The 19578-nt window shown below is 64.9% G+C and carries 21 protein-coding genes; 15 read left to right on the forward strand and 6 right to left on the reverse strand.

Annotated elements, in window-relative coordinates; genetic code table 11:
- The first annotated feature begins 209 nt into the window (after window positions 1-209).
- The 7 genes from NOV72_RS12940 to NOV72_RS12970 all read left to right on the forward strand — a co-directional run bounded on the left by NOV72_RS12940 (window position 210) and on the right by NOV72_RS12970 (window position 7106).
- Window positions 210-968, forward strand: coding sequence for a flagellar brake protein (locus NOV72_RS12940; RefSeq protein ID WP_106854988.1), 759 nt, complete (start codon window positions 210-212; stop codon window positions 966-968).
- 52 nt (window positions 969-1020) lie between these two features.
- A complete protein-coding gene (locus NOV72_RS12945) occupies window positions 1021-1362 on the forward strand; it encodes a hypothetical protein (protein ID WP_106854989.1) in 342 nt (113 codons plus the stop codon).
- Between the two features lie 87 nt (window positions 1363-1449).
- Entirely contained in the window at window positions 1450-2115 is a 666-nt protein-coding gene (locus NOV72_RS12950) for a MarC family protein (protein ID WP_106855105.1), read from the forward strand.
- Between the two features lie 66 nt (window positions 2116-2181).
- Entirely contained in the window at window positions 2182-3945 is a 1764-nt protein-coding gene (araD, locus tag NOV72_RS12955) for an L-arabinonate dehydratase (RefSeq protein WP_106854990.1), read from the forward strand.
- 13 nt (window positions 3946-3958) lie between these two features.
- Entirely contained in the window at window positions 3959-4690 is a 732-nt protein-coding gene (locus NOV72_RS12960; RefSeq protein ID WP_106854991.1) for a ribonuclease activity regulator RraA, read from the forward strand.
- 103 nt (window positions 4691-4793) lie between these two features.
- A complete protein-coding gene (locus tag NOV72_RS12965) occupies window positions 4794-6050 on the forward strand; it encodes an MFS transporter (protein WP_106855106.1) in 1257 nt (418 codons plus the stop codon).
- A gap of 6 nt (window positions 6051-6056) precedes the next feature.
- Window positions 6057-7106, forward strand: coding sequence for a LacI family DNA-binding transcriptional regulator (locus tag NOV72_RS12970; protein ID WP_245933014.1), 1050 nt, complete (start codon window positions 6057-6059; stop codon window positions 7104-7106).
- Here NOV72_RS12970 and NOV72_RS12975 read toward each other — a convergent pair whose 3' ends face one another.
- Window positions 7107-7691, reverse strand: a complete 585-nt coding sequence (locus NOV72_RS12975; protein WP_106855108.1) for a histidine phosphatase family protein — start codon at window positions 7689-7691, stop codon at window positions 7107-7109. It abuts the gene before it with no gap.
- Between the two features lie 84 nt (window positions 7692-7775).
- Complete coding sequence (gene nudC, locus NOV72_RS12980) at window positions 7776-8690, reverse strand: NAD(+) diphosphatase (RefSeq protein WP_106854992.1); 915 nt, start codon at window positions 8688-8690, stop codon at window positions 7776-7778.
- Between the two features lie 133 nt (window positions 8691-8823).
- On the opposite strand from nudC, the gene NOV72_RS12985 reads away from it, so the two are divergent.
- A complete protein-coding gene (locus NOV72_RS12985) occupies window positions 8824-9528 on the forward strand; it encodes a glutathione S-transferase C-terminal domain-containing protein (protein WP_106854993.1) in 705 nt (234 codons plus the stop codon).
- 3 nt (window positions 9529-9531) lie between these two features.
- On the opposite strand, the gene NOV72_RS12990 is transcribed toward NOV72_RS12985, so the two are convergent.
- Window positions 9532-10239 (reverse strand): MgtC/SapB family protein, encoded by a 708-nt coding sequence (locus NOV72_RS12990; protein WP_106854994.1) that lies wholly within the window; start codon window positions 10237-10239, stop codon window positions 9532-9534.
- 76 nt (window positions 10240-10315) lie between these two features.
- A complete protein-coding gene (locus NOV72_RS12995) occupies window positions 10316-10825 on the reverse strand; it encodes a response regulator (RefSeq protein ID WP_106854995.1) in 510 nt (169 codons plus the stop codon).
- A 227-nt stretch (window positions 10826-11052) separates the two neighbouring features.
- On the opposite strand from NOV72_RS12995, the gene NOV72_RS13000 reads away from it, so the two are divergent.
- The 4 genes from NOV72_RS13000 to NOV72_RS13015 all read left to right on the forward strand — a co-directional run bounded on the left by NOV72_RS13000 (window position 11053) and on the right by NOV72_RS13015 (window position 14326).
- Window positions 11053-11712, forward strand: coding sequence for a glutathione S-transferase family protein (locus tag NOV72_RS13000; protein ID WP_106855109.1), 660 nt, complete (start codon window positions 11053-11055; stop codon window positions 11710-11712).
- A gap of 27 nt (window positions 11713-11739) precedes the next feature.
- On the forward strand, window positions 11740-12456 hold the full coding sequence (locus NOV72_RS13005) for a DUF899 family protein (protein WP_106854996.1): 717 nt from the start codon (window positions 11740-11742) through the stop codon (window positions 12454-12456).
- A gap of 251 nt (window positions 12457-12707) precedes the next feature.
- The gene (locus NOV72_RS13010; RefSeq protein WP_425428727.1) at window positions 12708-13196 is read left to right on the forward strand and encodes a septal ring lytic transglycosylase RlpA family protein; all 489 of its coding nucleotides are present in this window, start codon (window positions 12708-12710) and stop codon (window positions 13194-13196) included.
- Between the two features lie 68 nt (window positions 13197-13264).
- Window positions 13265-14326 carry a phytoene/squalene synthase family protein gene (locus NOV72_RS13015; protein WP_106854998.1) on the forward strand — a complete coding sequence of 354 codons (1062 nt, stop codon included), beginning with the start codon at window positions 13265-13267 and terminating at the stop codon, window positions 14324-14326.
- Here the strand turns inward: NOV72_RS13015 and NOV72_RS13020 are convergent.
- A complete protein-coding gene (locus NOV72_RS13020; RefSeq protein ID WP_106854999.1) occupies window positions 14304-15155 on the reverse strand; it encodes a LysR substrate-binding domain-containing protein in 852 nt (283 codons plus the stop codon). The genes NOV72_RS13015 and NOV72_RS13020 overlap by 23 nt on opposite strands.
- Before the next feature lie 103 nt (window positions 15156-15258).
- Between NOV72_RS13020 and NOV72_RS13025 the strand changes: the two genes are divergently transcribed.
- A complete protein-coding gene (locus NOV72_RS13025) occupies window positions 15259-16128 on the forward strand; it encodes an alpha/beta fold hydrolase (RefSeq protein WP_106855000.1) in 870 nt (289 codons plus the stop codon).
- A gap of 12 nt (window positions 16129-16140) precedes the next feature.
- Here the strand turns inward: NOV72_RS13025 and NOV72_RS13030 are convergent, their stop codons facing one another.
- Window positions 16141-17793: a D-alanyl-D-alanine carboxypeptidase/D-alanyl-D-alanine-endopeptidase gene (locus NOV72_RS13030; protein ID WP_106855001.1), complete on the reverse strand. Its 1653-nt coding sequence runs from the start codon at window positions 17791-17793 to the stop codon at window positions 16141-16143.
- A 312-nt stretch (window positions 17794-18105) separates the two neighbouring features.
- Here NOV72_RS13030 and NOV72_RS13035 point away from each other — a divergent pair, with 312 nt between their 5' ends.
- Complete coding sequence (locus NOV72_RS13035) at window positions 18106-18510, forward strand: hypothetical protein (protein WP_245933027.1); 405 nt, start codon at window positions 18106-18108, stop codon at window positions 18508-18510.
- Between the two features lie 164 nt (window positions 18511-18674).
- Entirely contained in the window at window positions 18675-19571 is an 897-nt protein-coding gene (locus tag NOV72_RS13040) for a fructose bisphosphate aldolase (protein WP_106855110.1), read from the forward strand.
- Window positions 19572-19578: the final 7 nt, after the last annotated feature.

Consider the following 19578-nt stretch of genomic DNA (forward strand, 5'->3'; position numbering starts at 1 on the left):
AAGCACGAAAGGCCGGGCGAGCGCGCCCGGCCTTTCGCCGTTTTGAAGGCGAGCCGTAAGACAAATGCGTTTGCTGCCCTGCAAAACCCTGAATTAGCGTGGAAATCTAGTCGTTACCGACGTACTGAAGCGCTTTGTTTTCGGGCAACATATGAGCAATCAGGTAGTCGTCGCTCGCTGTCCCAAACTGATAACTAGATTGGACCATCATGCTCGCCGAACCATTGCCGCACGCATCCGACATCGAAAAATTAGCGGAAGACCACGAGCGCTTCGCGCGACACGCGCCATCCGAAATATCGATCGTTCTGCGCAACCTCGCGCAGCGTCGCGACATGCTGACGGTCACGAGCGGGAAAGGGCAGATCGTCACGCAATTGCTGGAAGTCGACGTGCGCGGCGCGCGCATCGTGTTCGATTGGGGCGGCGTGGAATCGGACAATCTCGCACTGCTCGAAGCGCGTCAGTTGTATTTCAAGAGCGCGCCGGAGGGCGTGCGCGTCGAGTTCACGACGCAGGCCGCCCAGGCCGTGACTCACGAGGGACGGCAGGCGTTCGAAGTCTCCTTTCCCGAGAAGCTCTATCAATTCCAGCGCCGCGAATACTTCCGCGTGCCGACGCCGATTCTCGATCCGTTCTACGCGAAAGGCGCCTTCGCCGACGGCGAAGCGTTCCGCTACGAAGTGCATGATTTGTCGCTCGGCGGGATCGCGCTGCGCATGGACACGCCGCGTCTCGCGGAAACCGAGATCGGCACCCTGTTCGACGACGTCGTGCTGCATCTCGGTCCGGGCGCGGCCTTCCCCGTCGATATCGAACTCGTGTCGCCGCGCACCGTGACCACGCCGCGCGGCGATGTGCGCTATGTCGTCGGGTTCCGTTTCGTGCAGCTTTCGGGCGCGGCGGAAAACGTGCTGCAGCGGCTCATCACGCGCATGGAGGCCAAGCGCCGCAGTCTGTCGGCGTGAGCGGGGCACGCGTGGAGTAGAATGCGTGCCTCTTTCCACTGCATGACGACGCATGTTGCGCAAGGCCTGGCGCGGAGAAGAACGCTTCTGGAAAGTCTGGTGGCTGTTGGGCGTGCCGATCCACCTCGCATGGTGGTTCGTCTATCTCGACCTCTGGACGAGCGGCGTCGCTCCCGAAACATTCCTGTTGATCACCGTCTGGTTCTGGCCCGGCATGGTTGGCGTATTCGTCATCTGCTCGGCGCTGTATCTGCTGTGGTGCATGCTTGCGTGGCGTTGCGCGGGCAATGTCGATCGCCGCGTGTGGACGGTCGTCGCGCGCGTGTTGATCGGCGTCGGGCTCGGGTCGTTTCTCACCGAATGCGCGCTGATTCTCACGGCGCCGTTCGCCTGAATCGTCGATCGCCGCGCACGCGCCCCGACTTCGCGTGCAAAATGTCCGGGCTTGCAGCAAGCCAACGACGAACGGACAACGACGCGCATGCTCAACGAATTCGCCAAGACGGTTCTCGTGATCGTCGCCGGGTTGTTTCCCATCATCAATCCGCCGGCGACGGCGCTCGTCGTGCTGAGCATGCTGCCGCATATCAGCGACGCCGATCGCGCGGAGCTCGCGCGGCGCATCTGCATCAACAGTTTCGCGATCCTGCTGGCGTCGCTCCTGATCGGCGCCTACGTGCTGACGTTCTTCGGCATCTCGATTCCGGTGTTGCGCGTGGCGGGCGGACTCGTCGTCGCGATGGCGGGCTGGAGCCTGCTCCAGGCGCCCGATGACGACGACGCCACCGAGACCGCGCCCAAGCCGCGAAGCGGCGCGACGCTGCGCGCCAAGGCGTTCTATCCGCTGACGCTGCCGATCACCGTCGGGCCGGGCGCGATCGCGGTCGCCATCGCGCTCGGCACCGGCTCGCCGCGCCACGGCCTGCAACCGGTGCATCTCGCGGGCGTGGGCGTCGCGCTCGTCATTCTGTGCGCGAGCATTTACGTGTGCGTGCGCTTTGCCGGGCATCTCGAACGCCTGCTCGGCACCGCCGGCACGCAGGTCGCGATGCGGCTCTTCGCGTTCGTCATCTTCTGCATCGGCGTGGAGATTCTCTGGCTCGGATTGTCGGAGCTGATCGCGTCGGTGCATCTCACCATCAAGTAGCGCCATTCCCCGGACAAACCCCAAAAGACGCTGCCGAATGACAGCGTTACCATCGGTCGGCATTGAATGGTAACGCTACCATCAGGGAGACGCCGCTTGACGCTGATTCGCAAGAAGCCGGAAGAACTGCGCAGTCACCGCTGGTACGGCGTGAACGACCTGCGCTCGTTCGGCCACCGTTCGCGCACGGCGCAAATGGGTTATCACTCGTCCGATTACATGGGCAAGCCGGTCATCGCCGTGCTGAACACGTGGAGCGAAATCAATTCGTGCCACACGCATTTCAGGCAGCGCGTGGAGGAAGTGAAGCGCGGGGTCTGGCAGGCGGGCGGCTTTCCCGTCGAAATGCCGGTGATGACGCTCGCCGAACCGTTTCAGAAGCCGACGACCATGCTCTACCGCAATTTCCTCGCGATGGAAGTCGAGGAAGTGCTGCGCTCGTATCCGTTCGACGGCTGCGTGCTGATGGGCGGCTGCGACAAGACCACGCCCGGCTTGCTGATGGGCGCGATCAGCATGAACCTGCCCGCGATCTATCTGCCCGCCGGTCCGATGCTGCGCGGCGACTGGAACGGCCGCACGCTCGGCAGCGGCTCCGACACCTGGAAATACTGGGCGGAACTGCGCGCGGGCAAGATCACCGAGGACGAGTGGAAGGGCGTGGAAAGCGGCATCGCGCGTTCGCCGGGCCATTGCATGACGATGGGCACGGCATCCACGATGACGAGCGCCGCCGAAGCGCTCGGCATGACGCTGCCGGGCTTCGCGTCGATTCCGGCGGTGGATTCGCGGCACGCGCAGTATGCGTCGCTGACGGGGCAGCGCATCGTCGATATGGTGTGGACGGATCTCAAGCCGTCCGACATTCTCACGCCGAAATCCTTCGACAACGCCGTGACGACCGTGCTCGCGCTGTCCGGCTCGACCAACGCGATCGTGCATCTCGTGGCGGTCGCGCGGCGCGCGGGCGTGCCGCTCACGACCGCGCGCTTCGACGAACTCGCGCGCGTGACGCCGGTGATCGGCAACATCCGGCCGGCGGGCAAGTATCTGATGGAGGATTTTTTCTACGCGGGCGGCCTGCGCGCGCTGCTCGCGGAACTCGGCGATCTCATCGATGGTTCACAACTAACCGTCAATGGCGCGACGCTCGGCGAAAACATCGAGGGCGCCGAAATTTTCAATGACGACGTGATTCGCCGGCGCACCCAGCCGCTCGTGCCGAACGACGGCCTCGCCGTGCTGACGGGCAACCTCGCGCCCGACGGCGCCGTCATCAAACCGGCGGCGATGGAATCGCACTTGCTGAGGCATAGCGGGCCGGCGATCGTGTTCAAGGATTACGCCGACATGGCCGCGCGCATCGACGACGAAGCGCTCGACGTCACCGCCGATTCGGTGATCGTGCTTCAGCACGCGGGTCCGGTCGGCGCGCCGGGCATGCCGGAGTGGGGCCAGTTGCCGATTCCGCAGAAGCTTTTGAAGCAAGGCGTGCGCGACATGGTCCGCATCTCCGATGCGCGCATGAGCGGCACGAGCTACGGCGCGTGCGTGCTGCACGTGGCGCCGGAATCGTTCGTCGGCGGGCCGCTCGCGCTGGTGAAGGACGGCGATATCGTCGAGCTGGACGTGCCCGCGCGCCGCCTGCATCTCCATGTCGCCGATGACGAACTCGCCGCGCGCAAGGCCGCATGGAAACCGCCGAAACGCCCGTTCGAGCGCGGCTTCGGCGTGATGCATCAACTGCATGTGACGCAGGCCGACAAAGGCTGCGACTTCGATTTCCTCGAAGAAAAGACCGCGACCGGCGGCGAGCCCGACATTCACTGAGACGCGCAAGATCATGACGACACAAGACATCGCCATTTCCGACGAAACGATCGAACTGCTGCGCCGCGTCAGCACCGCGACGCTCACGACGCAACTCTTCAAGCGCGGCCTGCGCAACGTGTTCCTGCAAGGCGTGGCGCCGCTCGTGAAGCCCGCGAAAGGCGCGCCGAACATGGTCGGGCCGGCGTTCACGCTGCGCAATATTCCGGCGCGCGAGGATATCGATCACGTCGGCGTGTTTCAGGACCCGGATCATCCGCAGCGCAAGGCCGTCGAGAGCGCGCCGCCGGGCAGCGTCCTCGTGCAGGACTGCCGCGGCGATCGCAGTGTCGCCTCGACGGGCTCGATCCTCACGACGCGCCTCAAGATTCGCGGCGTCGCGGGCATGGTGTCGGACGGCTGCGTGCGCGATTCGGGCACGATCGGCGATATCGGCCTGCCGCTCTTCTGCGCGGGCGCGAGCGCGCCGCTCAATCTCGCGAAGCATCACGCGGTGGACATGAACGTGCCGGTCGCATGCGGCGGCGTGGCGGTGTATCCGGGCGATATCGTCGTCGGCGACGTGGATGGCGTCGTGATCGTGCCGCGCTACATGGCCGAGGAAGTCGCGAAGGACGCGAGCGAGCAGGAAATCATGGAGGAATTCCTGACGTCGCGCGTGGAAGGCGGCGCAATGCTGCGCGGCACGTATCCGCCGAACGAGGAAACGCTCGCCGCCTACAAGGAATGGCGCAAGCAGCGCTGATCGTCCGGACGGCCACATTCGAGGAGACGCCGTGAGTACACCTTCGCAAACGCAGACGAACCTCGACGAGCAGCGGCTCATCAACCGCCTGGCGTGGCGGCTGATGCCGCTCGTCGGCTTGCTGTATCTCGTCGCGTATATCGACCGTTCGAATATCGGCTTCGCCAAGCTGCAAATGCTCGGCAGTCTCGGCATGTCCGAAGTCGCCTATGGCTTGGGCGCGTCGCTGTTTTTCATCGGCTATCTGATCTTCGAGATTCCGAGCAACGTGATGCTGCACAAGTACGGCGCGCCGCGCTGGATCGCGCGCATCATGCTGACGTGGGGCATCGTCACCATTCTTCTCGCGTTCACGAAGAACGCGACCATGTTCTATGTCCTGCGCTTTCTGCTCGGCGCGTCCGAGGCGGGGCTTTATCCCGGCGTGATCTATTACCTGACGCTGTGGTTTCCGCAACGGCATCGCGTGCGCATGCTCGGGTATTTCACGCTCGGCAGCAGCATCGGCAACATGGTCGGCGCGCCGATCTGCGGCTATCTGCTCGACAAGAACTGGTTCGATCTTCAGGGCTGGCAGCTCGTGTTCATCGTGACGGGCCTGCCTTCCGTCCTGCTGACGGTGGTCGTGCTGCTATGGCTGCCGGCATCGCCGCTGAAGGCCGCGTTCCTTTCCGGCGACGAAAAGAAATGGCTCGGCGACACGCTCGAAACCGAGCGTCGCCAGGCCGCGAAAGTCGAGAAAGGCGGCTCGCACGTGCTGCGCGTGCTCGCGGAACCGCGCGTGATCGGCATGGCGCTGTACTACATGATGCTGTCGATGTCGGTCTACGGCGTGAGCTACTGGCTGCCGACGCTCGTGAAAGGCTTCGGCGTGACGAACACGGTCAACGGACTGCTGAACATCGTGCCGTGGCTCGCCGCGACGATCGTCCTCGCGTGGCTTCCGTCGAAGCTGCGCAAGGGCAATCGCACGACGGCCGCGATGCTGACGGCCGCGCTGATCGGCGTCGTGTTTTTCCTCGGCAGCGTGTTTTTGCCGACCAATACGTTGCGCTTCATCGCGTTGTGTCTGGGCGCGCCGTGCATGTATCTCTTGCTGCCGTGTTTCTGGACGATACCGCCGAAGTTTCTCACCGGCGCGCGGGCGGCGGCGGGCATCGCGGCGATCAATTCGCTGGGCAATGTCGGCGGGTTCATCGCGCAGAATCTCGTGCCGTGGGTGCGGCAGACGAGCGGCTCCGTCAAGGCGCCGATGCTCATTCCCGCCGCTTGCCTGCTGGTCTTCGCCGTCGTGACGATGGTTCTGATGCGGCGTGAAATGGCTTCGCGCAACGTCGAGGCGCTCGAAAGCCGGGCTTGAGCCTCCATGAACACGAAGATGGCGTCGAGCAAACCGGACCTCGCACCCGCGCGCCGCGCCCGTTCGGGCGCGAAAGGCGTGCGCATCACCGACGTGGCGGCCGTCGCGGGCGTCTCGCCGATCACCGTCTCGCGCGTGTTCAACGCGCCCGGCACCGTCGCGCCCGAGACGCTTGCCCGCGTGCGCCACGCCGTCGCCGAGCTGGGCTATGTGCCGAACCGGCTGGCGGGCGGGTTGTCATCGGCGAAATCGCGGCTGATCGCGGCGATCGTGCCGACCGTCGCGCATTCGCTCTTCTCCGCGACCGTGCAGGTCTTCAGCGATACGATGTCGCGCGCGGGCTACCAGGTGCTGCTCGGCCTGTCCGGCTACAGCGACGATGACGAAGACCCGTTGCTCGACGCCGTGCTGAGCCGCCGCCCGGAAGGCGTGTTCCTGACGGGCGTCGCGCACACGCCGACGCTGCGGGCGCGCCTGCGCAAGATCGGCATTCCGATCGTCGAGACGTGGGACATGAGCGACGATCCGATCGACATGCTCGTCGGCTTCTCGCATTACCGCATCGGCGTGATGGTGGCCGAGCGCTTTCTCGCGCGCGGCACGCGCCATCCCGCGCTCGTGTCCGCGAACGATCAGCGCGCGCTCGCGCGGCGGCGCGGCTTCGTCGAGACGCTTGCAAAAAACGGCGTGAACGATGTCGCCGAAATGCTGATGCCGCCGCCCAGCTCGGTCGCGCTCGGCAAGGAAGGCCTGCGGCGCGTGCTCGACATGCACGCGGGCGTCGATGCGATCTTCTGCAGTTCCGACCTGCTCGCGCTCGGCGTCGTGTCCGAGGCGCGCCGGCTCGCGATCGACATTCCGGGGCGCATCGCCGTGTGCGGTTTCGGCGATCTCGAATTCACCGCCGACGCCATGCCCGCGCTCACGACCGTGCGCGTGGACGGCAAGCGCATCGGCGCGACGGCGGCGCGCTGTCTGATCGACAGGCTCGGCGGCGCGACGGAGAAAACGCGCGTCGATGTGGGCTTCGAACTGGTCGAGCGCGAGACGCTTTAGCTACGGCAGAAGATTCCACTTGATGATCGCGCGCACGTCGCGCTCGAAGCCGAGCACGCTCATCGCGGCGGTGTCCATCGCGAGATGCGCGCCGAATGCGGGCGAGCCGGTCGCCCATTGCGCGCCGAACACGCGCGAGAAATGCGCGTGCGAGAACAGCGCGATGTTCGTCGCGTTCGTGGCGAGCAGCTTGTCGATGAGCGCCTGCGCGCGGCTGCCGACATCGGCGAGATTCTCGCCTTCGGGAATCGGCGACGTCCACACGGACCAGTCCGGCGCTTCCTTGCGAATATCCGGCGTCGTGCGGCCTTCGTAGATGCCGTAGTTCCACTCGTGCAATTCCGGCTCGACCTGCGCGCGATCGCCGAGACCCGCGAGGCGGCATGTCTCGATCGCGCGGCTCATCGGGCTCGTCAGCACGAGATCGAACGATTGCGCAGCGAGGACCGGCACGAGCGCGGTTGCCTGCTTGCGGCCGTCCTCGGTGAGCGGGATGTCGGTCGTGCCGGTGTGCTGGCCCGACTTGCTCCATTCGGTTTCGCCATGCCGGATCAGCCAGATATGCACGCCGCCTTTCATGTTCATGTCGTTCACCCGGTGTCTGAGGAATGCGGTTGCGCGCGAGCGCGTCACAGCCTCGAATTCTGCACGGATCGGCGCTGCCGTGCTTCAGATCTCGCCGGTCGCGAACGCCTTCAGCAGATGATGCGCGATCGCGAACGGCTTCGGCGCCGACAAGCCCTGTTCGTGCGAAGCGTCGAGCATCGCGGCGACTTCCTCGCGCGAGAACCAGCGCGCGTCTTCGAGTTCGTTCCTGTCGACGGTGACCTCGAACGTGGCCGCGCGCGCGAAGCAGCCGATCATCAGCGACGACGGAAACGGCCACGGCTGCGACGCGAAATAGCGCACGTCCGTGCAGCGGATCCCCGATTCCTCCAGCACTTCGCGATACACCGCATGCTCGAAGGTTTCGCCCGGCTCGACGAAGCCCGCCAGCGCCGAGTACATGCCCGGCAGGAATTGCGGCTGACGGCCGAGCAGACAACGCTCGCCATCGGTGACGAGCATGATGACGACCGGATCGACGCGCGGAAAATGCTGCGCCTTGCAATTCGGGCAGATGCGCCGCCAGCCCGCGCCGGCGGAATTCGTCGGCTGGCCGCAGTTCGCGCAGAAGCCGTGACGGCGATGCCAGTCGAGCATGGAGCGCGCTTCGCCGAGCGCGCTGACGAGCGGCGGCGGCACGAGGCCTTGCATCGCGACGGGACGAAGCTCGATTGCTTCGACGTCGAGCGGGCTTTCGGTTTCGTCGCCGAACGAGGCGGCGAACAGCGCGCGCTGCTGTGCGTCGCGGCCGAGAAACACGGTTTGCAAGGGCGTGCCCGCCGCCGCCGCTTCCTGCGCGCTGAACAACGGCTCGTGCCCGTTCGCGCGCTTGAAGAGCGGAACATTGTTCACGAACAGCAAAAAGCGCGTGGAGGGTTGGTCGCGCAGGCTGGCGACGAACGCTTCGTCGTCGCGCTTTTCAGACACGCGATCGAGCGGATCGAGCGTAAAACCGATGGCATGAGGCGGCGTGGGCATAGTATTTTTCGTGTGTGGCGGCGCGGGGCCGGGCGAATGCCGGCAGGCGCGCCGCGTGACGGGAAGAGGCAAGGCCAATCGGGAATCGTAGCGAAGTTGGCGCGTCCTTGCAGGGCGACGCCCGGAGACGTCGATGATCACGCTCTATTCGTATCCTCAGTTGTTCGGCCTCGAAGACAACAATCCGTTCGGGCTGAAAGTGTTCGCGTTTCTGAAGCTCTCGGGTCTGCCGTTCGAGCATCGGCATGTGCTCGATACGAGCGCCGCGCCGCGCGGCCAGCTTCCGTATCTCACCGACGACGACGAAACCATCGGCGACAGCGACGCGATCATCGCGCATCTGAAACGCCAATACGCGCTGACGCTCGACGACGCGCTCACCGGCCCGCAACGCGATCTCGATCTGCTGATCCGCCGCGCGCTCGACGATCTCTATTGGGTGATGTCGTATTCGCGCTGGCGCGACGACAACTACTGGCCGCAATTCCGCGACGCGCTTCTGAAGCAGCATCCGGATATCGGCGCGGAGGCGCTGGAGGGCGCGCGCAAGTACAACTTCGAGCGCTATCGGTATCAGGGAATCGGACGATACGAGCCCGACGCCGCGTATGCGCGCGGCATCGCGAGTCTTCGGGCGATGGCGAATCTGCTCGGCGACGGACCGTTCATGTTCGGCGAAGCGCCCGCGAGCATCGATTGCGCGTTGTACGGGTTCGTCGCGAGCATCTGGTTTTACGACATCGATACGCCGCTCAAACGATTCGTGGCCACGCAACGCAATCTCGTCGCGCTTTGCGGCGCGCTGCGCGAGCGCATGGGGCAACGCGCGGCGCCGTGAGCGTCATTCCGGCGCCGTCTCCACGTCGTTGCCCGTCCAACTGATGCTCGACACGCCGCGCTCCATGCTCATGCGGCTCGCCATGCGTTCGAGTTTCGCCTGATCTTTCGGGTGCATGCGCACGGTCGCCGTGACCTTGATGCGCGGCGGCTCGCCGTCGACATCCTCGCTCGTGAGACCCTGGAACGAGAGCGGCTGCGCGTCCATCGCGTTCGAAAGCAGCGTGCGGATATGGATCTCGTCCTCTTGCCGTCCGACCACGGTCAGCACGTATTCCCGCACGATGTCCGCGCTCGATACGGGCGTCGCGTTGATGGCGCGGCTGACTTCGCGCAGGAGCGTGTTGGTCGCGAGCACGACGCCCGTTCCCGCGATCGCCGGGCCGTAATGCCCGGTGCCGCACAACACGCCGACGGCCGCCGAGCACCATAGCGTCGCCGCCGTGTTGATGCCCTGGATCGAGCCCTTGTCGCGCATGATGACGCCGCCGCCCAGAAAGCCGACGCCCGACACCACGTACGCGGCGATCTGCGTGACGCCGGCCACGCCGTTGCCCGTCAGCATGCCGAGCGTGACGAAGAGGCACGCGCCGCTCGCGACGAGCGTGATCGTGCGCAATCCCGCCGTGCGCTGGCGCAACTGTCTTTCGAGACCAATCGCGACGCCGCACGCGAACGCGGCGAAGAGACGCAAGGCGAAATCGACGCTCATCGGCTAATGGCGATGCCTTTTCCGGACATAAACCTGAAAGCATCGCACCGGGAGATGTCGGTGATGTGAAGGCGAGTCAGCGCCCGATGAACTGCCGGACGCTGACGCGCACGCGGCCATAGTCCGCGGCCGCGTCGAAGGAAACCGGCGCGCCGGGCGCGCTGCAGTAACTTGCGATGTGCGGCGTGACGATCCGCTGCGCACCGGAAAGCGCGCGCTCGCACAGGCGTTCGAAGACGTCCGCGTTCTCGCGCGGGCTCCCGAGGCCCGACGCGCCCGCATCCAGCATGTGGAAGAGCGCGCGCGCGTCGGTTTCGCCGGTGATGATGACCACGGGCGTTTCCGGGAACGACCGGCGCAACTCGCGCAGGAGCGCGAAGTCGTCCGCACGGGAGCCTTCCTGAGCGCCGCTCAAAACGATCAAGTCGTAACTCGCGGCCTTCAGCGTCGCAAGCAATTGACCGCCGTTCGTGACGCCTGCCGTCACCCGAAACCGCTCGTGCGCCTCGAACCAGCTTTGCAGTCCGCACAGAACGACGGGGCGATCGTCTGCGGCGACGATACTAATCTTGTATTCGTTCTTCATTCTTTTCGGCCGGATCGACGGACAATGCATCCATCGACCGCGCATCGGTTGTCTGGAATCGGGCACGTTAGCAAATCGGCCAGTCGCAGACCGCGCTGCACTACAAAATTTTTCGATTCTTGTCGATTGACCCGGCCGGCGTTCGTCGTTCAGATATCCGGCGCTGCAATCGCCGCATGGGCATCGCGCCGCGTTCCGAACCTGCCGGACGACCTGGAGGCTGTTACATGAGTTTGCAACTCTACGCACATCCGTTTTCGTCGTATTGCCAGAAAGTGCTCGTGGCGCTGTACGAAAACAGCACGCCTTTCGAATGGCGCGCGCTCACGCCCGACACGCCGCGATCGATGACAGAACTCACCGAAATCTGGCCGATGAAGCGCTTTCCCGTGCTAGTCGATGACGGCAGGCCGGTGATCGAATCGACGGTGATCATCGAATATCTGGGGCTCTTTCATCCCGGCCCGGCGCGCCTCGTGCCCGACGACCCGCGCGCCGCGCTCGAAACGCGCTGGATGGACCGTTTCTTCGACAACTATGTGGCGACGCCGCAAATGAAAATCGTGTTCGACGCGATGCGCGAGCCGCACGAGCGCGATGCGCGCGTCGTCGCCGATGCCCGCGCGATGCTCGATACGTCGTACGCCTTTCTCGAGCGCAAGATGGCCACGCGCGAATGGGCGGCGGGCGATACCTTCAGCCTCGCCGATTGCGGCGCCGCGCCGTTCCTGTTTTACGCGGACTGGACGCATCGCATCGGGGACGCGTATCCGAACGTGATCGCGTATCGCAAGCGCCTGCTCGCGCGGGCGTCGTTCGCGCGTGCCGTCGACGAGGCGCGGCCGTATCGGGCGCTGTTTCCGCTCGGCGCGCCGGACCGCGACTGAGCGGCCAACTTCCACAGGAGATCGGATATGAGCACGACCACGAATTACATTCCCGCCGATGAACTCGCGCGGCGCACCACGGTGAGATTTCCCAATGAAAGCGCCGACTATCGCCAGGCGCGCACCGCGTTGCTGGCCGAGGAAATCGAGTTGCGCCGGCATATCGAGCGCGTCGCGCAGATGCGTCGTGCGCTGCCGCCCGGCGGCGAAGTGAAGGGCGATTATCGATTCGAAGGCGAGCGCGGCGCGGTCGATTTCGCGGGCCTTTTCGGCGACAAGGACACGCTCGTCACTTATAGCTACATGTTCGGACCGCAGCGCGAGCGGCCGTGCCCGATGTGCACGTCGCTGCTGTCGGCGTGGGAAGGCGAGGCGCGCGACATCGAACAGCGCGTGGCGCTCGCGGTGATCGCGCGTTCGCCGCTCGCGAGGCTGGTGGCGTTCAAGAAGGAGCGCGGCTGGCGCGATCTCCGGCTTTTCTCCGATACGAACGGCGAGTTCAGCCGCGATTATTACGCGATATCGAAAGAAGGCGGCGACGAGCCCGCGCTCAACGTTTTCACGCGGCGCGACGGCGTGATCCGGCATTTCTGGGGCGGCGAGATGGACTTCGCTACCGCCGATCCCGGCGAAGATCCGCGCGGCGCGCCGGATCCGATGCCGCTCTGGACCGTGCTCGACATGACGCCCGAAGGACGCGGAACGGACTGGTATCCGAAGCTGGACTACGGGCCGCGTAGCTGAAGGCTTTTCGGTAAAAATTGGTCATATCTTCCCGATCTGGTCAACTTTGAGGCAGGGCGGACGTTGATAGCGAGTCGATGAAATGCGTCGGCATTTCATGGAGATACTCGCTTATGTATGACAACGGACTCACTACGCAGTGGCAGGCGGCCCGCGTGGCCGCTGTCGCGGCTTCCGGCGCGTGCGCCGCGTTCAGCGGATGCGCCAGCCAACCTCAGGAGGCACCGAAGGTTGCGAGCACGCATTCCGTTTTGACCCAAGGCGGCCACATCGCCGATTCGGTGCGCGCGCATCCGAGCCAATCCCTCAATGCGGAACCGCTCGACTATCGCAGCGCCAAAACGAAGACGGTTCCGAATATCGGCTGGGCGTCGTATTACAGCAAGAAGTTCCAGGGCCGCAGAACGGCCAGCGGCGAACGCTACGACATGCACGCGCTGACGGCAGCGCATCGCACGTTGCCGCTCGGCTCGTATGCGCGCGTCAGCAATCTCGCGAGGACGAGATCGGTCGTCGTGCGCATCAACGATCGCGGTCCTTTCGTGAAGGGCCGCATGCTCGATCTGTCGTTCGCGGCGGCCGCCGAACTCGGCATGCTACGGGCGGGAAGCGCGCAGGTGGTGCTCGAACCGGTCGATCGGCCCGTCGCGCTGGCATCGACGTCCCGCGCGCCCGAACGCATCATGCTGCGCATCGCGCCGCATCCGCGACATCACAACAAGCACCCGCATCGGCATTGACCCCGGACGGATACAATGCGGCGGCGCGCGATCATCGCGCGTCAGGCCGACGTCATCCGATCCCAGTCATGAACAATTCGCCTCGGGCCTTTTTGCTGGGTCCGCTTCTCAAGCGCGTGTCGCGCTCCTTCTACCTCACGCTGCGCATCTTGCCGGCGGGCATGCGCGATCCCATCGGACTTGCGTATCTGCTTGCGCGCGCCGCCGATACGATCGCGGATACGTCGCTGATCTCGCCGCAACGTCGTCTGGAACTGCTGCTTTCGCTGCGCGCGCAAGTCAATGGCGCGCCCGATGACGGCGCGCTCGCGCGCATCGCAGGCGAAGTCGCGGGGCAGCAGGCGCAGCCGGACGAGCGCGCGCTGCTCGAAAGCCTGAGCGACGCACTCGCGATCCTGCCGCAACTCGGCGCGCAGGATCAGGCCGCGGTCCGCGACATCGTCACGACGCTCAGCACCGGCATGGAGTTCGATTTGCGCACGTTTCCCGATGAAACATCGGGCGAGATCGTCGCGCTGAAGGAATTTGGCGAGTTGGACCGCTACACGTATCTCGTCGCGGGCTGCGTCGGCGAATTCTGGACGACGATGACCTACGCGCACATGCCCGGCACGCTGAAAGCCGCGCCCGACACGATGCTTGCGCTCGGCGTGCGCTTCGGCAAGGCGCTGCAGATGACCAACGTATTGCGCGATTGCGCGCGCGATCTGCGTATCGGCCGCTGCTATCTGCCCGAATCGATGCTCGCGCGTCACGGCCTGACGGCGCGGGATCTGTTGCGGCCGGAATCGTCGGCGCGCGGGCGGCCCGTGCTCTTCGACTTGCTGCGCATCTCGCTCGCGCTGTTCCGCGATGCGGTTGATTACACGCTCGCGATTCCGGCGAGCGCCGTCCGTCTGCGCCTCGCCTGTCTGTGGCCGATCATGATCGGCCTCGACACGCTCCTGCTGCTCGCGCGCAACGACGCGTGGCTCGATCCCGCAAAAATCTCGAAGGTGCGGCGCAACGACGTGTATCGGATCATGGCGGCATCGTTGCCGATGGTCGTATCGAACGGCATGCTGCGCGCGTGGACCTCACGCCGCCTGCGTGCGATCGAGGCGGAAATCAGCGGCGCAATTCGGCCGTGATGCGCTCGGCGAGAAAGTCGCAAGGCGGGCGTCTCGACGCCGCGCTGCGCGCGAGCACCACTTCGAGCGTGCCGATATCGGGCAGACCTTGCGCCGGCCCGAGCAGCGTGAAGTGCGAGGGCACCGCGCATTTCGCGAGCGGCGTCACGGCGAGGCCCGCTTCGGCCATTGTCAGGAGACCGAGCAGGCTCGGGCTTTCATACGACGTCCGATAGCCGATGCGCGCCCGTTCGAGGCTGCGGATCGCGTTCTCGCGCGCGACGCTGCCCGGCAAAAACACCGCGATCGGCAAGGGCCGCTCCTTCCAGATTTCGGTTGCGCCGGGCGCGGCGGCCCAGACCATCGGCTCGTGGCGCAGGAATTCGCCGGACAGGCCTTTCACGCGCGTCGCGCAGACGAGATCGACCGTGCCGTCTTTCAACATCGGCGCGAGCGCGAGGCTCGGCAGGCCGACCACCTGAATCTCGACCTTCGGATACGTCGCGGAAAATTTCTTGAGGATCGGCGGAAACAGTGACGACGCGTAGTCGTCCGGCACGCCGATCACCACGCGCCCGGTCACGTCCGGCCGCACGACCGCCGCCCACGCCTCGCCGCGCAGCGCGATCATGCGGCGCGCGTAGGTGAGCAGCACCTCGCCGTCCTGCGTCGGCACCACGCTGCGCGGCTTGCGCACGAAAAGCGGCTTGCCGAGCGCGGTTTCCAGCGTCTTGATCTGCATGCTCACGGCCGATTGCGAGCGATGCACGAGCTGCGCCGCGCGGCTGATGTTGCCGGTATCCGCGACGGCGACGATCATCGACAGGACATCCAGGTCAAGCGCTTTCATGGTGAACGGCCGTTTGCTATCAGAAAATCTGAACGATTCTATCAAAATTATGCGTTTTTCTTTTGCTTCGGCGTGGCGCATAGTCGCATCAAAGGAGCGACTCATGAACGCGCGTACCGATCTTTCCGTTCTCACCGCCGTACAAGGCTTGCCCGAACCGTCGTTCGCCACGACGACATCGGGGGTTTCGGTGCCGTTTATCGAGTGCGGCGAGGGCGAGCCGCTCGTCTTCGTGCACGGCTCGCTGTGCGATTACCGCTACTGGAACGCGCAGATTCTGCCGCTCGCGAAGCAGTTTCGCTGCATCGCGCCGAGCCTGTCGCATTACTGGCCCGCCGTCGATGCCTTCGTGCAGGGCGAATTCGGCTGGGAAACGCACGTCGCGGAAATGGCCGCGTTCATCGAAGCGCTCGATATCGCGCCGGTGCATCTCGTCGGGCATTCGCGCGGAGGCTGCATCGCGTTTCATCTGGCGCGCGAGCATCCGCGGCTCGTGAAGACGCTCACGCTCGCCGATCCGGGCGGTCCGCTGCAAGCCACGCCGCAGGCCGTGCCCGCGACGCTGCCGCCCGCCACCAACGCGCTGCGCGCACGCGTGGCCGAACTGATCGAACAGGGCGAGTTCGATCGCGGCCTGGAATTGTTCGTGGATTCGGTCAGCATGCCGGGCTTCTGGAACAAGAGCACGGAGAGCTTCCGCCGCATGGCGCTCGACAACGCGCTCACGCTGCCCAAGCAGTTCCGCGATCCCTTGCCCGCTTACACGCGCGAGGCGGCGCGCGACATCAAGTGCCGCACCTTGCTCATCGACGGGCAGAAGAGCCCGCGCATGTTCCGCAACAACGTCGAGAAGCTGGAAGAGTGGATCGAGTTCGCGGAGCGCCGGACGATCGCGGGCGCGTCGCACGGCATGAACGCCGCCAGCCCCGGCGCGTTCAATCGCGCGGTGCTGGCGTTTGCCGGCGCGTGGTGAGCCGAAAGCGGCTTATTGCAGCTTCCAGATGTTCGCCGCGATCGTGCCCTGATCGTTGAACACGTTGAGGATGTCGGGCACGTTCGCGATCGGCACGTTGTTCACCATCAGCGCGAACGCGAGCCGGCGTCCGCTCTTTGCGTCGATATAGCCGGCGAGCGCCTGTCCCTTGAGCGTCGTCTGCACCTGGCCGTCCGGAAGTTCGGTGCCGGTCGCGTACGTGCCCGTCTTCGCGTAGACCTTGCCCTTTGCGCCCGCGAGCGTCGGGTCGCTTTCGAAATCGGTCGTGCTCGCGAGCGAGCCGTCGACGCCGAGGAACGGCATCGAATCCACGTACGCCGGGAAGGCCGGACGGCCGTTCATCGCGCGCAACATCGCGATGACCGCGAGCGGCGTCGCGGTCGTCTCGCCGCCGCCGCTGCCGTCGATGAAATGCGTCTGACTCATCGGCACGTTGAACGGCGCGGCCGACAGCTTCGCGTTTTCCGCGGCCAGCGCCCCGTTCAACGTGGTCGAACCGTTGTTCGCGACGCCGAAGAGCATCAGGCTCGTGTCCGCGCCGATGTTGTAGCTGACCTTCAGAATCCACTTCGAGTATTGGCCGTACGGCTGCGACGTGAGTTGCGCGACGCGGGTATCGGCGGAATACGCGTTTTTCGCGGGCAGCAGTTGCACCGGATTGTTCTCGACCGCCGGCGCCGCGACCGTGACGCCCGCGCGCGCGAGCGCGTCGATCAGCACCGAGCGCGCATAGTTCGACGGCTGCGTGATGCGGAACGTGCGGATCACCGGGAAGCTCGGCACGATCGGCGGCACGTAATCCGCCGGAATCGAGCCGCTCAGCACGCCGCCGCACGGCAGCGTGCCGAAGCACGTCGGGTCGGCGGGCGTGACCGTGATCGTCGCGGGCGTGCCCGCCGCGCCCGTCGTCAAGGTGGACTGCACGGTGAACGCCGACGACTTCGGCCGGTAATCCACCGGCGACGCCGACCCCGCGCTGCCCTGGCTGATGATCGTATCGACCACGTCGTCGTTCACGAAGATCGGCCGCAGCTCGAACTCGTCGCGAAAGTCGAAGGGATCGAAAAGGCGGTCGTCGATCACGACTTCGCCGTTGATCTTCCTGATGCCCGATGCCGCGACCTGCGCCGCGAGCGAGTCGTAGCCCGCGAGCGGATCGGGCGCGGTGATCTGCGCGTTGCCCAGACTGTTCGCCTCGTTGTGATCGAAGTTCGTCCACGCGAGCGTGCCGTCGGGATTCGTGCGGCCGCCCATCGAAAGATCGCCGCTCGCGACGAGCACGAGATTGCCGTTGAGCGTGCCCGTTGCATCCACGGCGCCGAGCCGGTAAACCGGCGTCTGGAACTGATGATCCGCGCCGTATTGATCGAGCGCCGCGCCGAGCGAAAACACCTTGCGCACCGAGGCCACATACACCTGGGCGTTCGAATTCATGTCGTAGATGAGGTCGCCCGAGTTCAGATCGACGACGCGCAGCGCCCACGTCGAGCCCTGATACATGGGCTTTTTCATGATCTGCGTGATGGCGTCGGGAACGGACGTATCGTTCGAATCCGACCCGCCACATGCGGCGACGGACGCGACGAGCGCGCATGACAGCGCGAGAGCGGCAACGCGTGCCGGACTTCCTGAAAGCGGGTACATGACGCGGCTCCGATAAAGGCACATCGCGCTCCGTTCGGAGCGAACATCCAATACGTCGGGACTGCTTCACAGCGCAGACAGGAGATGTCGGCGGCCGGCCACCATTTTCGAAAGGGGCGGGTGAGTGAATTAAATACCTTACACGGGCCTTGTCAAGCGAGGGCTATCGCGAATTTAGTGCTTTAGGCAAGCGCTTTTTGTACGATTTCACGAACGCTTTTCATCTGCTTGTTGTGACGCGACAACGGAAAAGCGTTTGGCGCGGGCTAACATCTTCGGCACCTCATCGCGAAGAAGAGGACATCCGTGAGCATGGGCCAAGACGATCTCGATGCATGGAAACGCCGGCGCACGCTCGAGCTGGCGTTCGAACTCGCCGATAGCGGCCGCTACGAGGACTTCACCGACATCGCCTATGCGCTGCAATTCGAGCGCGGCATGACGACCGCGCAGACGCTGATCGACGACCCCGACATGCGCCGCGTGCTCAATCGGCGCTGCGGCGATGCGCGTGAAAAGCGCGCGCCGGTTTCAGAGCCCGAAGTGGTCGAAGCTGAACCGTTGCCTGTCAGCGAAGCGGTCGCGGAATCGTCGAACGATCATGCGCAAATGCCGCAAGCCGGCGACTTCGAACGCGCGCCGTCGCTGCTTCGCCGCGCGCTCGGCTTCGTCTGGCGCTCCGGCAATGCCGCCGATCTCAACTCCGCCGCTTCCTGAACCTTTGCACGGCGCGCCCCGCGTTTGCACGGCCACGGCGCACGAATGGCGGATTTGCACGACTTGAGCGCCCGCCAAAACCATTACACTTGAGGAAGCTGAACCATAAGCCCGGCCGATGCGCGCGCATCGGCCGGAGTTTGAACTTCGAGGAGGAAATGTTCGTGGCTAACGAAAAGATGCTCGCGCAAATGGCTGAGAAGGATGGTTTCATCGCTGCTCTGGATCAGAGCGGCGGATCGACGCCCGGCGCGCTACGGCAATACGGAATTCCGGACGACGCCTATAACGGCGACGCCGACATGTTCAAGCTGATGCATGAAATGCGCGTGCGCATCATGACGGCGCCTTCGTTCACGGGCAAGAAGGTGATCGGTGCAATTCTATTCGAGCGAACAATGGACGGCGAAGCAGAAGGCAAGCCGGTCCCCACGTTCCTGTGGGAAGACCGTGGCATCGTGCCGTTCCTGAAGGTCGACAAGGGACTCGAAACCGAAGCCGACGGCGTGCAGGTCATGAAGCCGATTCCCGGCCTCGACGATCTGCTCGCGCGCGCCGTCAAGCTCGGCGTGTTCGGCACGAAGATGCGCGCCGTGATTCATCAGGCCGACGAAAAGGGCATCGCGGCGGTGGCGAAGCAGCAGTTCGAAGTGGGCGCGCAGATCATCAGGCACGGCCTCGTGCCGATTCTCGAACCCGAAGTTTCCATCAAGAGCCCGGACAAGAAGGGCGCGGAAAAGATTCTGCGCGACGAATTGCTGAAGGGCCTCGACGCGCTGCCGGAATCGAGCAAGGTCATGATCAAGCTGACCATTCCGGACGAGGCGGATTTCTATCGTCCGCTGATCGAGCATCCGCGTGTCGTGCGTGTCGTCGCGCTGTCGGGCGGCTATACGCGCACCGACGCGTGCAAGAAGCTCGAACAGAACCACGGCATGATCGCGAGCTTCTCGCGCGCGCTCATCAACGAGCTGAAGAAGTCGATGAGCGACAGCGAGTTCGACAAGACGCTCGAACAGTCGATCGACGAGATTTACCAGGCGTCCGTGAAGAAGGCCTGACCCTTCG

The organism is Caballeronia novacaledonica (assembly GCF_900258035.1).
Taxonomy (GTDB): Bacteria; Pseudomonadota; Gammaproteobacteria; order Burkholderiales; family Burkholderiaceae; genus Caballeronia; species Caballeronia novacaledonica.

What these genes read in the sequence shown, in the direction of transcription:
- NOV72_RS12970 (WP_245933014.1), top strand. Translation starts at nt 6,057, where the DNA reads ATGAACACGAAGATGGCGTCGAGCAAACCGGACCTCGCACCCGCGCGC.
- NOV72_RS13035 (WP_245933027.1), top strand. Translation starts at nt 18,106, where the DNA reads ATGGGCCAAGACGATCTCGATGCATGGAAACGCCGGCGCACGCTCGAG.
- NOV72_RS13005 (WP_106854996.1), top strand. Translation starts at nt 11,740, where the DNA reads ATGAGCACGACCACGAATTACATTCCCGCCGATGAACTCGCGCGGCGC.
- NOV72_RS13030 (WP_106855001.1), bottom strand. Translation starts at nt 17,793, where the DNA reads ATGTACCCGCTTTCAGGAAGTCCGGCACGCGTTGCCGCTCTCGCGCTG.
- NOV72_RS12975 (WP_106855108.1), bottom strand. Translation starts at nt 7,691, where the DNA reads ATGAACATGAAAGGCGGCGTGCATATCTGGCTGATCCGGCATGGCGAA.
- NOV72_RS13000 (WP_106855109.1), top strand. Translation starts at nt 11,053, where the DNA reads ATGAGTTTGCAACTCTACGCACATCCGTTTTCGTCGTATTGCCAGAAA.
- NOV72_RS12985 (WP_106854993.1), top strand. Translation starts at nt 8,824, where the DNA reads ATGATCACGCTCTATTCGTATCCTCAGTTGTTCGGCCTCGAAGACAAC.
- NOV72_RS13020 (WP_106854999.1), bottom strand. Translation starts at nt 15,155, where the DNA reads ATGAAAGCGCTTGACCTGGATGTCCTGTCGATGATCGTCGCCGTCGCG.
- araD (WP_106854990.1), top strand. Translation starts at nt 2,182, where the DNA reads ATGGTAACGCTACCATCAGGGAGACGCCGCTTGACGCTGATTCGCAAG.
- nudC (WP_106854992.1), bottom strand. Translation starts at nt 8,690, where the DNA reads ATGCCCACGCCGCCTCATGCCATCGGTTTTACGCTCGATCCGCTCGAT.
- NOV72_RS12940 (WP_106854988.1), top strand. Translation starts at nt 210, where the DNA reads ATGCTCGCCGAACCATTGCCGCACGCATCCGACATCGAAAAATTAGCG.
- NOV72_RS12945 (WP_106854989.1), top strand. Translation starts at nt 1,021, where the DNA reads ATGTTGCGCAAGGCCTGGCGCGGAGAAGAACGCTTCTGGAAAGTCTGG.
- NOV72_RS13025 (WP_106855000.1), top strand. Translation starts at nt 15,259, where the DNA reads ATGAACGCGCGTACCGATCTTTCCGTTCTCACCGCCGTACAAGGCTTG.
- NOV72_RS12995 (WP_106854995.1), bottom strand. Translation starts at nt 10,825, where the DNA reads ATGAAGAACGAATACAAGATTAGTATCGTCGCCGCAGACGATCGCCCC.
- NOV72_RS12965 (WP_106855106.1), top strand. Translation starts at nt 4,794, where the DNA reads ATGCCGCTCGTCGGCTTGCTGTATCTCGTCGCGTATATCGACCGTTCG.
- NOV72_RS13015 (WP_106854998.1), top strand. Translation starts at nt 13,265, where the DNA reads ATGAACAATTCGCCTCGGGCCTTTTTGCTGGGTCCGCTTCTCAAGCGC.
- NOV72_RS12990 (WP_106854994.1), bottom strand. Translation starts at nt 10,239, where the DNA reads ATGAGCGTCGATTTCGCCTTGCGTCTCTTCGCCGCGTTCGCGTGCGGC.
- NOV72_RS12950 (WP_106855105.1), top strand. Translation starts at nt 1,450, where the DNA reads ATGCTCAACGAATTCGCCAAGACGGTTCTCGTGATCGTCGCCGGGTTG.
- NOV72_RS12960 (WP_106854991.1), top strand. Translation starts at nt 3,959, where the DNA reads ATGACGACACAAGACATCGCCATTTCCGACGAAACGATCGAACTGCTG.